Source organism: Planomonospora sp. ID91781, from assembly GCF_015711595.1.
GTDB lineage: Bacteria > Actinomycetota > Actinomycetes > Streptosporangiales > Streptosporangiaceae > Planomonospora > Planomonospora parontospora.
The window spans coordinates 1,727,127-1,741,162 of record NZ_JABTEY010000002.1; the positions used below are offsets into that span (position 1 = coordinate 1,727,127).

The following is a 14,036-nucleotide window of genomic DNA, read 5'->3' on the forward strand; positions in this document are numbered from 1 at the left end:
ACGAGCAGGCGGCGGCCGCCGGCCCCGAGGCCGCAGCCGCCGGCGACCGCCCCTGACGGCGCGACCACCGGCCCCGAGGCCGCGGCCGCCGGAGGAGACTGCCTACGGCGGCCGCGTCCCGCTTCCGACCGTCACGGGCTACCGTCTTTACGATGTAGATCAGCAGACTGCCCGGGCGCGGTCCGCCGGGCAGGGTTCACAGGAGGTCCACCTCCGCGTACGGCAGGCCGCCGGACAGCGCGGGGAAGCCCGGCCCCCGGTCGAAGAACGGCCCCTTCTCCGGGAGCAGGGCGCGCAGCCCGGCGCGGCGGAGTTCGGTGGCCCCGGCGTCCACGCGCGGGTCGTCGGGCGGGCCGTGCAGCACCACGCCGTAGTCGTCACGGGCGCCCTCGACCGAGACCTTCCCGTCGCGGACGTCGGCGGCCACCGCCTCGGCCGGGCGGTCCAGCGGGCAGCCCCAGCCCCCTCCCCCGGTGGTGCGGATCCGGATCACCTCGCCCGCGCGCACCGGCGCGTCGTCGACCAGACCCTCCATCGGCCGCCCCTCGATCTCCACCGTGAACGGCCGACCGGCCCGCCCGCCGTTCACCCCCCAGCAGGACAGGATCGACCGGTCGGCGACGGACATGAACGAGGCGTCGCGGAGCACCCGGATGTGCTTGTCGTAGCCGAGGCCGCCCCGGTGCAGCCCCGGGCCGCCGGAGTCGACCGCCAGGCCCAGGCGCTCGACCCGCAGCGGCCAGCGCGACTCGGCGAACTCGACCGGGATGTTGCGCGAGTCGGGCACGACGTGGATCGTGTCCTCCCCGTCGGCGTACCAGCGCCCGCCCGAGCCGCCGCCCAGGACCTCCCGCATCAGGTACGGCGCGCCGTCGGCGCCGGTGCCGTGCACGCCGGTGTAGCGGATCGTCTCCTGGTCGGCGGGCATGCGCCCGCCGGTGGCCTTGGCCAGCACCCCGGCCAGCACGCCCAGCAGCCGCAGGATCACGAACGTGCGGGCGTTGGTCGGCGCGGGGAAGACCGGGGTGAGCAGCGTGCCCTTGGCCGGGAAGCGCATCTCGATCAGCGGGACGACGCCCTCGTTGACGTCGAGCTCGGCCATCCGCTCCGGGGTCTCGGCGAGGTTGCGCAGGATCGGGGCGAGCCACTTCTTCAGGAACACCCCGTCGGCGTAGTCTCCCGCGTGGTTGATCGGCCCCCTGGCCTGCGGGGAGGTCCCGGTGAAGTCGATGACGAGGGGGCGGTCGGCGGAGTGGTCGACGGTGAGGGTGATGCGCTGGGCGTGCAGCCGGGGCGCGTCCACCCCGTCGTGCTCGGCGTAGTCCTCCCACACGTGCACGCCCCCGGGGATCCTCGCCAGCAGCTCCCGCCGGAACGTCTCGGTGGTCTTGGCCAGGATCGCCTCGAAGCAGTCCTCGACGGCCTCGCGCCCGTAGCGGTCGAACAGCTCCTCCAGCCGCCGCGCGCCCATCAGGCAGGCCGAGCACTCGGCGTCCAGGTCGCCGGCGAGCGAGTCGGGCGTCCGGGAGTTGCGCGTCATGATGGTCAGGGCGGCCCGGTTGGGCACGCCCCGGTCCCAGAGCCTGATCGGCGGGACCATCAGCCCCTCCTCGAACACGCTCCGCGCGCCCGACGGCATCGACCCCGGGCAGGCGCCCCCGATGTCGTCGTGGTGCCCGAAGGCCTGCACGAACGCGACGACCTCGCCGCCGTGGAAGACCGGGACGGTGACGCACAGGTCCGGCAGGTGGCCGATGCCGCCCTCCGACAGGTAGACGTCGTTGTGGAAGAACACGTCGCCCGGGTTCATCTCCGCCACCGGGAAGTCGCGGACGACCGGCTGGACCAGCGCCGAGTAGGACCGGCCGGTCAGCTTGCGCAGCCGTACGTCGTGGATGCCCGCGCGGAAGTCGTGCGCGTCGCGGATCATCGGGGAGCGGGCGGTGCGCGCGATCGCGGTCTCGACCTCCCGCTCCACCGAGGCGAGCGTGCCCTGGACGATCTCCACCAGCACCGGGTCGGCGGCCGTCATGCTCCTGCCCTCTCGCTCGGCTCGCGGCGGACCACGAGGTTGCCGCGGCGGTCGGCCGCGGCGGTGAAACCCGGGTGCACCGGGAGCGTGGAACCGTACTCCTCGACCACCGCGGGGCCGCGGACCACGTCGCCGGGGCGCAGATCGGCGCGGCGGAAGATCGGGGTGTCCCTGCCGCCGTCCTCCCCGGGGGCCCGGTCGTCGTCGAAGTGCACGGGGCGGGTGCCGGCCGGGGCGAGAGGCGGGTCGTGCGGGCCGCGCGGCGGGCGTTCGGCGATCACCGGGCGGGCGATGGGGCCGATCCCGGAGACGCGGAGGTTGACCCATTCGACGCCGTGCCGGGGATCGTCGCGGTAGCCGTAACCGTAGAGCGCGCGGTGCGCCTCGTGGAAGCGGTCCAGCACCTCGGCGCGCCAGGCCTCGTCCGGCGGCCCGGCCGGGGCGGGCACGCGGACCTCGTAGGCCTGGCCGTAGTAGCGCAGGTCGGCGCTGCGCGCGAAGACGGGCTCGGTGAAGCCCTCGCGCGCCAGCGCCTCGGCCGCCCGGCCCTCCAGCTCCCCGAAGATCTCCGCGGCGGCCTCCAGCGGGAGGTCGCGGGTGACGAAGGTGCGCACGTAGTCGTTCTTGACGTCCACGGTGAGCAGGCCGAACGCCGAGACGTTGCCGGGGTCGGGCGGGACGATCACCGACGGCAGGCCGAGGATGTCGATCAGGCGGCAGACCAGCAGCGGCCCGGAGCCGCCGAAGGCCACCATCGGGAAGTCGCGCACGTCCAGCCCGCGTTCGACGGTCAGCCGCCGGATGGCGTTCGCCTGGTTGAAGGCGCTGATCTCCAGGACGCCGGTCGCCGTGCGCTCCGGGGTCAGCCCGAGTTTCGCCGCCAGCGTCTCCACCGCCCGCCGGGCGGCCCCGGCGTCGAGCGGGACCTCCCCGCCCAGCAGGTGCGCGGGGACCCGGCCGAGGAAGACGTGCGCGTCGGTGACGGTGACCTCGGTGCCGCCCCGGCCGTAGCAGACGGGCCCCGGGTCGGCGCCGGCGGAGGCCGGGCCGACCTTGAGCGCGCCCTCGGGGGAGGTCCGGGCGACCGACCCGCCGCCCGCGCCCACCGTCACGATGTCGATCATCGGGATCCTGCACGGGTAGCGGCCGACGCCGCCCTCGGTGGTGAGCGACGGCTCCCCGTCGAGCACGACGGCGACGTCGGTGGAGGTGCCGCCGCCGTCCAGCGTGATCACCGACGGGTGCCCGGCGGAGGAGGCGACCAGCGCGGCGCCGAGCGCGCCCGCGGCCGGTCCGGAGAGCACGGTGGTGATCGGCTGGTGCACCACCTCCGCGGCCGAGAGCACGCCGCCGTTGCTCTTCATCACCGAGAACGGCATGCCGAGGCGCTCGGACAGGCGGGCCAGGTAGCGGCGCATGGTCGGTTTGACCGCGGCGTCCACGAGCGTGGTGACCGACCGCTCGTACTCGCGGTACTCGCGCAGCACGTCGCTGGAGATCGAGACGACCGCCTCGGGGTGCTCGCGCTCCAGGACCTCGCGCATGCGCAGCTCGTGGACGGGGTCGGCGTAGGAGTGCAGGAAGCACACGCCGATCGCGGTGATCCCCCGCTCCCGGAACCAGCGGGCGGCGGCGACGGCCCCCTCGGTGTCGAACGGCCGGACCTCGGCGCCGGTGTGGTCCAGCCGCCCGCCGACGGTCCTGACCCGGTGCGCCGGGACGATCCGGGGCGGCTTGACCCAGAAGTAGGAGTTGCCGTAACCGTCGGGGACGCTCTGCCGGGCGATCTCCAGGACGGACTCGAAGCCCTCGGTGGTGACGAAGCCGAGGTCGGCGATGCGGTCCTCGAGGAGCTGGTTGGTGGCGACCGTGGTGCCGTGCACCACCGCCGAGACGGCCGCCCCCTCGGCCCGGCCGAGCACCTTGCGGATGCCCGCCATGAAGCCCTCCGCCGGATCGGCCGGGGTGGAGGGGGTCTTGGTGGTGGTGATCTCACCGGTCTGCTCGTCCACCATGACCACGTCGGTGAACGTGCCCCCGGTGTCGACGCCGATACGGACGCTGCGCATGCCCCCGTGTCTACCCAGTCGCGCCGAGCCCGCAAATCGGCGCACACTGCCGAAACCCCTCCCGGTCCTTGGGCAACTCGCCGCCGCGCCCGTACCGGGAACTCTCCGGCCGCCCCGATCGCTGAACGGGTGACGATCCCCTACGAACCCCTACGAAACGGAAGAGGCTCCCTTCTTGCGCAGCTCGTTCTTCGGCAACCTGGACCAGGGCCAGGTTCCCGGCCACTTCACCCTGCAGAACCCCAAGATGCTGCGCGTGCAGCTGAACGGGGAGGACGTGCTGGCCCGGCAGGGCTCGATGGTCGCCTTCCAGGGGCGGATGGACTTCGACTACGAGGGCGGCGGCGTCGGGAAGTTCCTGAAGAAGATGGTCACCGGCGAGGGCGCGCCGCTGATGCGGGTGCGCGGGCAGGGCGTGCTCTTCCTCGCCGACGACGCCCAGGACGTGCACCTGTTCTACCTGGAGAACGAGGCGATCACCGTCAACGGCAGGAACCTGCTGGCCTTCGACCCGCACCTGTCCTGGGACATCAACCGGGTGCAGGGCGCGGGCATCGCCGCCGGCGGCCTGTTCAACACCACGGTCTCGGGCACCGGCTGGGTGGCGGTCACCGCGCACGGCACGCCGGCGATGCTCGACGCCGCCTGGGGGCCGACCTACGCCGACGGCCAGTCGGCGGTCTGCTGGAGCACCTCGCTGCAGGTGGGGATCAACCGCACCTTCAAGGCGGGGGCGCTCATCGGGCGCGGCAGCGGCGAGGCCGTGCAGCTCGCCTTCCAGGGGCAGGGCTTCGTCCTGGTCCAGGCCAGCGAGGGCCCGGTCGTCCCGCAGGCGCGGGGCTGACCCCGGCCCGCGCTCCCGGCGACGCCCCGGCGGCCGATCCGCGGACGCGGACCGCCCGCCGGGGCCGCGGGCTCCTCGGAACAGGGCCGCCGCCGGCCGGATCCCCTCGGATGGGACCGGTCGGCGGCGGTCCGGCGGGGCGGGTCAGCGGCGGCGGCCGCCCATGATGGAGCCGATCACCGCGTCGGCGTCGTGCGCGTGCACCTTGGCGGCCAGCCGGATCGCCATCTCGTTCGTACGGCGCAGCTCGGCCTCGACCCGGTCCTTGCCGGACTGCCCGACCTGGACGCCGAAGTAGGCTCCGATGATCGCTCCGGAGACCCCGACGAGACCGGCGAACGGCGCACCGCCGCCGCCGTCGCGCATCGCGACGACGACGAACCCGACCAGGATGACGATCAGGCCCGTCAGGACCACGTAGAACCCGTACCGCCAGCGGGCCGCCTCGGCCTTGGCCGCGACGGCCTCGTCCTCGGTCATCATCGCCGCGAGCGCGGGCGGCATCTCGCCGTGGTCCGGCGCCGCGGAGATCTTGGCCAGCGGCGCCGTGGGCGCCGCCGCCGGGGGAAGGGGTGGGGTCTTGGCGGTCGTCACAGGTGTGCTCCCATGTTTCTGTCGGCCAAAAGAATCTCCCACGCTTTGTCGGAGGCAAGCCGAGTCGGGCTTGACCTACGCGGGACCTGGCATTCCTACCAGTTGTATCCCTGCTCAAACACCATGGGCAAACCCGCTAAGCTGGCCCGTCGTGACCGAATCGTCCGCGCTCTCCCCCGTCCCCGTCCCCGTCGCGAACCGGGACGGGGTCCTGCGCTTCTACTTCGGCCCCATGGACTGCGGCAAGTCCACGCTGGCCCTGCAGATGAACTACAACCACGGTCGCCAGGGCAGGCGCGGGATGGTCCTGACCAAGCACGACCGCTCCGGCGGGCCGCGGATCACCAGCCGGATCGGCCTGGGCAGCGAGGCCGTCGAGGTCGACGACGACCTGGACCTGGTCGCCCTGGTCACCGACCGCAAGCCGATCGACTACGTGATCTGCGACGAGGCCTGCTTCTACACCGTCGCCCAGATCGAGCAGCTCGCCGACCTGACCGACGACTTCGGCATCGACGTCTACGCCTTCGGCCTGGCCTCCGACTTCCGCTCGCGGATGTTCCCCGCCGCCCAGCGCCTGTTCGAGCTCGCCGACGAGATCAGCCGGCTGCAGGTCGAGGTGCTGTGCTGGTGCGGCCGTCCCGGCCTGCTGAACGCCCGCGTGGTCGACGGCGAGCTGGTCCGCACCGGTGAGCAGGTCGTCATCGGCGACACCGGCGTCGACCCGGTCCGCTACCAGGTGCTCTGCCGCCGCCACTACCGCTCCGGCGACCTCGGCGTGAGCTGAGCGGCCGATCCCGGTCCGGGCCGTGCCGCCGCGCCCCCGCGGGCGGCCCACAGGCCCAGGACGACCAGCGCCGCGACCTCGGTCACCGCCATCCCGCGCTCGACCAGGCCCAGCGGCATCACCTGCCACCAGCGCAGCCCGCCGTACTCGGCCACCGCCACGCCCCCGGCGATGCCCAGCACCCACAGCAGCGAGCCCAGGCCCAGCGCGGAGACCGCGAGGGCGGGCCGGCGCCACTGCGGATGGCGCCGCCACGGCCTGGCGATGACCAGCGCGGCCAGGGGCAGGCTGAGGAACGCGACGATGCCGCCCACCCGGTGGATGCTCCCGCCGAGGCTGGGCCCGACGGACCAGTCGTGCTTGGGGAACCAGGCCGCCACCAGCAGCCCCGCGCTCCACGCGGTCAGCGCGACCGTCCCGGACGACCGGACCGCGGCCACGCCCCGGCCCACCAGGGAGGCCCCGATCGCCAGCGATCCCGCCGCGAGCAGGGCCAGGCCCAGCGCGAAGAGCCAGCCGTGCTCGCCGAGCCCGTGCTCGCTGATCGTCCGCCGGAACGGGTCGATCTCGGCCAGGTAGGCCAGGTCCAGACCCAGGACGATCATCGCCCCGGCTCCCACGGCTCCCAGTCCCGCCTGCGCGGCTCGTTGCACGGTCGTCCTCCCGCCGGTCCTCTTTCCTCACCCAACGGGAGCCGCCCGCCCGGGATTCCGGACGTCCTGTACTCCGGCGCCCTGCATTCCGGCGCCCTGGAGCCACCCGTCCGGGATCCCGGCCGCCGCCGTGCCCGGTCGGGGGGTCAGCTCCTCAGTCTCCGGAACCGGCGTACGGAGAGCGGGAGGAAGACGGCGGTGAGCAGCACCGGCCACGCGACCGCCAGGAGCTCCGCGTGCTGCGCCGCCCAGGTCTCCCCCGCGAAACCCGGGTTGCCGAAGAGGTCCCGGACGGCCGCGGCCGTCGCCGAGAGCGGGTTCCACGCGGCGACGGCGCCGAGCCAGGCGGGCATCGTGGCCGGATCGACGAAGACGGCGGACAGGAATCCCACGGGCCAGACCAGGATCTGGACGGCGGTCACCGCCTCCGGCCCGCTCGCGGCCAGGCCGATGAAGATCCCGACCCACAGCAGGGCGAAGCGGAGCAGGAGCAGCAGGCCGAGCGCGGTGAGAGCGGAACCGCGGCCCCCGTACCAGCTCCATCCCAGCAGCAGCCCGGTGCCTGCCAGGACGGCCAGGCCGACGACCGAGTTGAGCATGTCGGCGGCGCACCGGCCCAGCACGACGGCCGAGGAGCTCATCGGCAGCGAGCGGAACCGGTCGGTCACCCCCTTGGCGGCGTCCGTGGTCACCGCCGTCATGGTGGTCTCCAGGCCGAAGAGCATGGCCAGGGCGAACATGCCGGGCATCAGGAAATCGAAGTAGCCGCCGGGGCCGGGAGTCGTGATCGCGCCGCCGAACAGGCCGCCGAACATCAGCACGGTCATCACGGGGAAGAGCCATCCGACGACGACCGCTCCCGGCCGCAGGGCCCAGTGGGTCAGATCGCGCAGAGTGATGGTCCAGGCGTCCGCCAGCGCCCGGCCGATCCGGGACGGCGCCGGAGGGGGCGCCGGGACGGGCGGGCGGGAGGTGTCCGCGGGGACGGTGTCCATCGGCGTTCCTTCTTCCTTTCGAGGGGTCGGCGGATCGTGCGTCATGCCCGTCCGGACGCTCCCGGCGGGGCGGCTCGCCGGGGCGCCGTGTTCATCCGCCGTGTTCACCCGGAGGCCTCCTGCGGGGCGGCCGCGGCCGCCCCGTCCGCCGGATCCGCGCGGCCGGCGGCCGTACCGGTGGCCGGAGTCCCGCCTGTCAGGTGGAGGAAGACCTCGTCGAGCGTCGGGCGGCGGAGCGCGAGGTCCTCCGGTTCGATCCCCGCCTCGTTCAGCTCCGTGGCCAGCCGGATCAGCGCCCGGACGCGCCCGGCGACGGGGATGCCGATCCGGTGGGCGGTCCGGTCGACGTCCGGCTCACCGGAGGCGATCCGGGCGGCGACGGCCCGGGCCGCCTCGGTGTCCTCCGGGCCGGAGAGCACCAGGTCGATCCGGTCGCCGCCGAGGGCGGACTTGAGCTCGTCGGGGGTGCCCTCCGCGACGACCCGGCCCGCCGCGAGCACGCAGACGCGGTCGGCCAGCCGGTCGGCCTCCTCCAGGTACTGCGTGGTCAGCAGCACGGTGGTCCCGGCGTCCACCAGCTCGCGGACCGCGGTCCAGACCTCCTGCCGGGCGGCGGGGTCGAGGCCCGTCGTCGGCTCGTCGACGAACAGCACCGGAGGCGACACGATGAGGCTCGCCGCGAGGTCGAGCCGGCGGCGCATGCCCCCGGAGTAACCGCTCGCCGGTCTTCGCGCGGCCCCGGCCAGGGAGAACCGCTCCAGCAGCTCGTCGGCCCGCCGCGCGGCCGCCGCGGCGGGCAGGCGGTTGAGCCTGCCGAACATCACGAGGTTCTGCCGTCCCGTCAGGACCTCGTCGACCGCGGCGTACTGGCCCACCAGCCCGATGCGCTCGCGGACCTGCCGCCCCTGTCTGCGGACGTCGAACCCGGCCACGCTCGCCCGGCCCGCGTCCATGTCCAGCAGCGTGGACAGGATCCGGACCGCCGTCGTCTTCCCGGCTCCGTTGGGGCCCAGCAGCCCGCAGACGGACCCCTTCCCCACCCGCAGGTCGAACCCGTTCAGGCCCGCGCCGCCCGCCGGTCCCCCGTAGTTCTTGCGCACGTCGTGCGCGGTGATCGCGCTTGCGGCGTCCGTCACTTCCGCCCTCCTCGCTCCGCGACCACCGGACGGCTCTCCGCCGGTGGCCCGAATGGTTTGGTACGTCGTACCGTACATCGTACGGAACGGTTAGGATAGGGCCGGTGACGAGGATTCGGAGTTCGTTCCCATGAGCGCGAAAAGGGCCCCCGACGCCGATCCGGCCCGCAGCCTGGCCCTGCTGTGGAGCTCGCACAGCAGACCGGGGCGGTCGGGGCTGACCGTGCGCGCGATCGTCGAGGCCGCCATCGGGATCGCCGACGCCGAAGGGCTCGACGCCGTCTCCATGCGCCAGGTCGCCGAGCGCCTGGGGGTCGGCACCATGTCGCTCTACACGCACGTCCCCGGCAAGGCCGAGCTGACCGACCTGATGGTCGACACCGCCTACGGGCGGCTCTACGACGACGTGGACGCGCCGGCGGCGCAGCCCGGCGGCTGGCGCGGCGGGATGGAGTTCGTCGCCGCGCGCAACTGGGACCTCTACCGGCGCCACCCCTGGATGCTGCAGGCCCCCGGCGGCCGGCCCGTCCTGGGTCCGAACGCCGTGCTGAAGTACGAGGCCGAACTGCGCCCCCTGGACGGCGTCGGGCTGTCCGACGTCGAGATGGACTCCGTCCTCGCCCTGGTCCTGACCCACGTCGAGGGCACCGCCCGGCTCGGGGCGAGCATGGCCCGGGCCCAGCAGGACAGCGGGATGAACGAGACCGAGTGGTGGACGGTCAACGCTCCGCTGCTCGACAAGGTGATGGACGCCTCCCGCTTCCCGGTGGCCTCCCGGGTCGGCGAGGCCGCGGGCCGGGAGCACCAGGGGGCGGCCGACCCGGCGCACGCCCTCGCCTTCGGCCTGGCGCGCATCCTCGACGGGGTGGCGGCGCTGATCGCGGGCAGGTGACGGAGCGGGCCCGCGGTCCCCGCCGCGGGCCCGCCCGCCGGGATCGGGACCTCCCCTACCCGGGACGGCCCCGCTCGGCGGACGCCCGAAGGACGGCCCCGCTCGGCGGAGGCCCGCTCAGGAGCCCGCGGCGATCTCCGCCAGGCGCGCGTCCAGCTGCACGGGGTCGCCGTCGACGAGCGCGGACACCGCCCGCCACCAGGCGAACCACTCCCCGCTGCGCCACATCCAGTCGACGCGCTCGATCGCGGCGACGACGTCGCCCCTGACCCGCCACTCCGGGCCGGTCTGCGCCGCGCCGGCGCCGTGGCGCAGCGCCCAGGCGCGCAGCGTCCGGGCGGCCCCGGCGTCCACCGGCGTGCCGTACGGGCTCGGGTCCTCCCCGCCGAGGGGGTGCGGGCCGAGGCCGGCCGCCACGCCCCAGCTCCACTGGGCCTCGGCCGGGCGGGAGTAGCGCAGCGAGTCGAAGTCGAGGTTGGAGCCGAGGTCGCCGTCCGGGCGGCGGACCACCACGGCGTCCAGGCGCCCGCCCGCGTCGAAGGAGAGCACGATCCTGTCACCGGGGGCGGCGCCGCCCGGCAGCGCGACGCGGTCCTCCGCCTGCCAGGAGTTCAGGTCCACGGCCGCGGCGGGCTCTCCCCACCGGCGGTCGGCGGCGTCGTCGGCGATCCAGGCGGTGAGCATCTCCAGCACGGTCAGATCGGTCCAGGGCTCCACGGCGGTCGCGGAGCGGAGCACCTCGTCGGGGACGAGCGGCTTGCCGCCCCGGGCCCGCTCCCACCACCGCGGTCCCAGCTCACGCGTCCCGACCAGCAGCCCGGCCAGCGAGGCCAGCTCGGCGGACCTGCGGGTCAGCGAGGCGCCGCGGGCGAGCTCAACGCAGCGGGCGACGCGGTCGGCGCCCAGCACGGCCTCCGCCTCGCGCACCAGGGCGGCCGCGGAGAGCCGCTCCTCTCCGAGGAGATCGCGGATCAGTCGTCTGGCCTCGGTCCGGGCGTCCTCCGCACGTGCCTCGCGCATACCGCCACGTTACGCCGGAAGATCTCCCGCCGCGAGGGGACGGTCAGCCCCTGCGGCCGGTACGGCCGAGCAGCCAGCCGATCACGGCGCTGCCGAGCGCCACGCCGGCGCCCATGCCGAACGCGGTGACGACCGCCCACACTGGCACGCCCTGCCCCTGCGGTCCCTGCCCCTGCGGCGCGGCGGGCCGTTGGAAGACCCGGACCGGCCGTCCGCCCTCCGGTACGGCGGGCTCTGCACCCACCGCACCGGGGAGGACCGGGGCGGCCGCGTCCGGGGGCCCGAGGACGGCGGGAGCCGTACCGGCGGCCGGGGCTGCGCCACCGGAGAGCAGGTGCCGCTCCACCGCGGCGAAGAACTCGGCCGCGGTCCGCCTGGCCACCGTGCCGAGCATGCGCTGGCCGACGCCGCCGATCATGCCGCCGACCACGGCCTCGGCGTCGTAGTCGATCCGGGTGCCGCCGTCGGCCTCGCTGAGCCGTACCTCCACGGTGGCCTCCACCGTGCCGGGGGCGCCCTGGCCCCGGGCGCGCAGCACGAACCGGCTGGGGGCGTCGGGGTCGCGCAGGGCGACCTCGCCCTGGTAGAGCCCCCTGATCGAGGCCACCCCGGCCGTGACCGTCATCCGGTAGGTGTCCGGTCCCGTCTCCTCCAGGCGCTCGCAACCCGGGATCGTGCGCACCAGCACGGCCGGGTCCTGGAGCGCGGACCACACGCGATCTCTGTCGGCGCCGAGCACGGCGCTGCCTGCGACCTTCACCTTCAGCACCCTAGACAGTCCCCGGCCGCGGGGTTAACAGCAACATCTGCCCGGCGGCGCGCCCGCGGCTTGTCAGTCCGCCGGGGCGCCCGCGGGTCGTCACTCCGCCGGGGCGCCCGCCCCGACCGCGGCCTCCGGCGGGGTGGCGCGGCGCCCCGCGCGCAGCGGCGCACCCACCGCGTGCATGTGCCGCAGCGCCTGCGCGTACGAGCGCAGCAGCCCCGTCTCGAGGTACTCCACGCCCAGTTCCTCGCAGTAGGCCCGGACGATCGGCTGGGCCCGGCGCAGGTTCGGGGTCGGCATGCTGGGGAACAGGTGGTGCTCGATCTGGTAGTTGAGGCCGCCCAGGGCGTTGTCGACCAGCCAGCCGCCGCGCACGTTCCGGGAGGTGAGGACCTGGCGGCGGAGGAAGTCGAGCTCGTCCTCACCGGTCAGCATCGGCATGCCCTTGTGGTTGGGCGCGAACGTGCAGCCGAGGTAGACGCCGAAGACGGCCTGGTGCAGCGCGAGGAAGACCAGGGCCTTGCCCACCGGGAGCACCGCGAACACCGCGCCGAGGTAGGCGGCGACGTGCACCACCAGGAGCAGCCCCTCGACCGCGCGGTTCCGCAGCGACGGGCGGCGCAGCGCCCGGAAGCTCGACACGTGCAGGTTGAGCCCTTCCAGGGTCAGCAGCGGGAAGAACAGGAACGCCTCCCAGCGGCCGATGAACCTGGCGATCCCCCGGCTGGCCCTCGCCTGCCGCTCCGACCAGATCAGCACCTCGGGGGAGACGTCGGGGTCGTGGTCCTCGTGGTTGGGGTTGGCGTGGTGGCGGGTGTGCTTGTCCATCCACCAGCCGTAGCTCATGCCGATGACGAGGTTGCCCGCCACCAGACCGGCGATCTCGCTGGAGCGCCTGGAGCGGAAGACCTGCCGGTGGGCCAGGTCGTGGGCGACGAGGGCGATCTGGGCGAACACCACGGCGAGGAAGACCGCCACCGGGATCTGGTACCAGGAGTCGCCGATCAGGAAGAAGGCGGTCCAGCCTCCGGCGAAGAGGGCTCCGACCAGGCCGAGCCGGACGGCGTAGTAACCGGGGCGCCGCTCCAGCAGGCCCGCCTGGACGATCCGGCGCGACAGCCCGGCGTAGTCGCTTCCTCTGGTCCGGTCTCCGGGGTCGGCGGTCGTGACATCGGTCATGGCTCTCCTTGGGCGTGGTGGGTGCCGGACGGGTTCACTCTCCAGGATTTCCGGACGGCCGGGATCATGAACCCCTGCCCGCACCCCGAATCATGGTCGGGCCGGCCTCACCCCTGCCGTTCCGGAGCACCCGCGTCTCAGTCCCGGGGGACGAATCGGCGGGGCGGGGTGTGGATGTCGAAGTGGATCCGCCGCTGGGCCAGGATCGAGTGGGGTTCGGCACCGGGCGCGGTCAGGCCCAGCCGCTCGAAGACGCCGAAGCGCGCGGACTCGGCGGACGCCACGGCGAGGTGGCGCGGGCGCATGGGCGGATGCCAGATGCCGTAGGTGCCGACGCGGCCGTCCCTGCGGCGGTACCAGCCGCGGGTGGGGTGGGTGAGCGTCTCCATCCAGTGCGCCTCGCCGGTGAAGCCGTCCAGCCGGGACGGCTGCACGGGCGGCTCCGCCGCCTCGCACCGGGCGTCGTCGCCGCTCAGCCGCCAGCGTGCCGGGGCGGCCTCCCAGTCGGCGGTGATCTCGATGCGGCTGCGGTGCCACGGCATGCCCCACAGCCACCGGGGCACGACGGCCAGCGGGTGGTCCAGGCTCGTGCCGAAGAACCAGACGCCCTGCTCGCCGCCCGCCGTCACGTAGGCGCGGTAGTTGATCTGGCCGCAGTCGATCGCCGCCGGCGGGCAGAAGCGGAAATGGAAGTCGCGGTCGCGGAAGGCCACCGCGGAGACCAGCGCCGCGCGCCCGCCGGCGAAGGCGAACTCCACCGGGGCGAAACCGCCGGGCAGCAGCCGGGCGAGCGCCTCGGCGGGCACCCGGTAGCTGACGATCGCGAAGTCGTCCAGCTCGGTCGCGGCGTGGTACCAGCGTGGACGCGGTCGCGGGGTGCCGCTGAAGGCCACCTCAGCCCTCGCCCGGGTCCGTGTGCCGGACCTCCGGCGGGAGCGCGGGAGCGTGCCGGCCGGTGCGGGTCTCGTGCATACCGGAGAGGTCCTTAGCGGGGTGGTCGGGACGGGCCCCGCGGGCGGGGCACGGCGGGAGATCACCGCGTCGATGATCCACTACAGCGAAGCCTCACCTA

Annotated in this window: 13 protein-coding genes; 3 read left to right on the forward strand and 10 right to left on the reverse strand. The window is 74.3% G+C overall.

Going from position 1 to position 14,036, the window contains the following annotated elements:
• Positions 1-196: 196 nt before the first annotated feature.
• Together HS048_RS26950 and HS048_RS26955 are read right to left on the reverse strand one after the other, a co-directional pair.
• Positions 197-2,032 carry a hydantoinase B/oxoprolinase family protein gene (locus tag HS048_RS26950; protein WP_196469046.1) on the reverse strand — a complete coding sequence of 612 codons (1,836 nt, stop codon included), beginning with the start codon at positions 2,030-2,032 and terminating at the stop codon, positions 197-199.
• Positions 2,029-4,101: a hydantoinase/oxoprolinase family protein gene (locus HS048_RS26955; RefSeq protein WP_196469047.1), complete on the reverse strand. Its 2,073-nt coding sequence runs from the start codon at positions 4,099-4,101 to the stop codon at positions 2,029-2,031. Before HS048_RS26955 ends, HS048_RS26950 begins: the two co-directional genes overlap by 4 nt.
• 175 nt (positions 4,102-4,276) lie before the next feature.
• Between HS048_RS26955 and HS048_RS26960 the strand changes: the two genes are divergently transcribed.
• Positions 4,277-4,945, forward strand: a complete 669-nt coding sequence (locus tag HS048_RS26960) for an AIM24 family protein (RefSeq protein WP_196469048.1) — start codon at positions 4,277-4,279, stop codon at positions 4,943-4,945.
• Between the two features lie 144 nt (positions 4,946-5,089).
• On the opposite strand, the gene HS048_RS26965 is transcribed toward HS048_RS26960, so the two are convergent.
• A complete protein-coding gene (locus HS048_RS26965) occupies positions 5,090-5,539 on the reverse strand; it encodes a hypothetical protein (protein ID WP_068895868.1) in 450 nt (149 codons plus the stop codon).
• A 151-nt stretch (positions 5,540-5,690) separates the two neighbouring features.
• Here HS048_RS26965 and HS048_RS26970 point away from each other — a divergent pair, with 151 nt between their 5' ends.
• Positions 5,691-6,326: a thymidine kinase gene (locus HS048_RS26970; protein ID WP_068895870.1), complete on the forward strand. Its 636-nt coding sequence runs from the start codon at positions 5,691-5,693 to the stop codon at positions 6,324-6,326.
• On the opposite strand, the gene HS048_RS26975 is transcribed toward HS048_RS26970, so the two are convergent.
• The 3 genes from HS048_RS26975 to HS048_RS26985 form a co-directional block, all read right to left on the reverse strand.
• A complete protein-coding gene (locus HS048_RS26975; protein ID WP_196469049.1) occupies positions 6,296-6,979 on the reverse strand; it encodes a DUF998 domain-containing protein in 684 nt (227 codons plus the stop codon). The two genes, HS048_RS26970 and HS048_RS26975, sit on opposite strands and share 31 nt — an antisense overlap.
• A gap of 146 nt (positions 6,980-7,125) precedes the next feature.
• Positions 7,126-7,974: an ABC transporter permease gene (locus HS048_RS26980; protein ID WP_196469050.1), complete on the reverse strand. Its 849-nt coding sequence runs from the start codon at positions 7,972-7,974 to the stop codon at positions 7,126-7,128.
• 104 nt (positions 7,975-8,078) lie between these two features.
• Positions 8,079-9,110, reverse strand: coding sequence for an ATP-binding cassette domain-containing protein (locus HS048_RS26985; RefSeq protein ID WP_374058795.1), 1,032 nt, complete (start codon positions 9,108-9,110; stop codon positions 8,079-8,081).
• Positions 9,111-9,240: 130 nt separating this feature from the next.
• On the opposite strand from HS048_RS26985, the gene HS048_RS26990 reads away from it, so the two are divergent.
• Entirely contained in the window at positions 9,241-10,002 is a 762-nt protein-coding gene (locus HS048_RS26990) for a TetR/AcrR family transcriptional regulator (RefSeq protein WP_068895877.1), read from the forward strand.
• Positions 10,003-10,119: 117 nt separating this feature from the next.
• Here HS048_RS26990 and HS048_RS26995 read toward each other — a convergent pair whose 3' ends face one another.
• From HS048_RS26995 to HS048_RS27010, 4 genes are all read right to left on the reverse strand, one after another.
• Entirely contained in the window at positions 10,120-11,022 is a 903-nt protein-coding gene (locus HS048_RS26995; RefSeq protein ID WP_196469052.1) for a hypothetical protein, read from the reverse strand.
• A 43-nt stretch (positions 11,023-11,065) separates the two neighbouring features.
• Positions 11,066-11,782 carry a carbon monoxide dehydrogenase subunit G gene (locus tag HS048_RS27000; protein ID WP_068896204.1) on the reverse strand — a complete coding sequence of 239 codons (717 nt, stop codon included), beginning with the start codon at positions 11,780-11,782 and terminating at the stop codon, positions 11,066-11,068.
• Between the two features lie 99 nt (positions 11,783-11,881).
• Complete coding sequence (locus tag HS048_RS27005; protein ID WP_068895881.1) at positions 11,882-12,964, reverse strand: acyl-CoA desaturase; 1,083 nt, start codon at positions 12,962-12,964, stop codon at positions 11,882-11,884.
• Between the two features lie 137 nt (positions 12,965-13,101).
• On the reverse strand, positions 13,102-13,857 hold the full coding sequence (locus HS048_RS27010; RefSeq protein ID WP_196469053.1) for a DUF2071 domain-containing protein: 756 nt from the start codon (positions 13,855-13,857) through the stop codon (positions 13,102-13,104).
• Between the last annotated feature and the right edge of the window lie 179 nt (positions 13,858-14,036).

Coding starts and splice junctions, on each gene's coding strand:
- HS048_RS26950 (WP_196469046.1), bottom strand. CDS start 2,032: ATGACGGCCGCCGACCCGGTGCTGGTGGAGATCGTCCAGGGCACGCTC.
- HS048_RS26955 (WP_196469047.1), bottom strand. CDS start 4,101: ATGCGCAGCGTCCGTATCGGCGTCGACACCGGGGGCACGTTCACCGAC.
- HS048_RS26980 (WP_196469050.1), bottom strand. CDS start 7,974: ATGGACACCGTCCCCGCGGACACCTCCCGCCCGCCCGTCCCGGCGCCC.
- HS048_RS26990 (WP_068895877.1), top strand. CDS start 9,241: ATGAGCGCGAAAAGGGCCCCCGACGCCGATCCGGCCCGCAGCCTGGCC.
- HS048_RS26995 (WP_196469052.1), bottom strand. CDS start 11,022: ATGCGCGAGGCACGTGCGGAGGACGCCCGGACCGAGGCCAGACGACTG.
- HS048_RS27005 (WP_068895881.1), bottom strand. CDS start 12,964: ATGACCGATGTCACGACCGCCGACCCCGGAGACCGGACCAGAGGAAGC.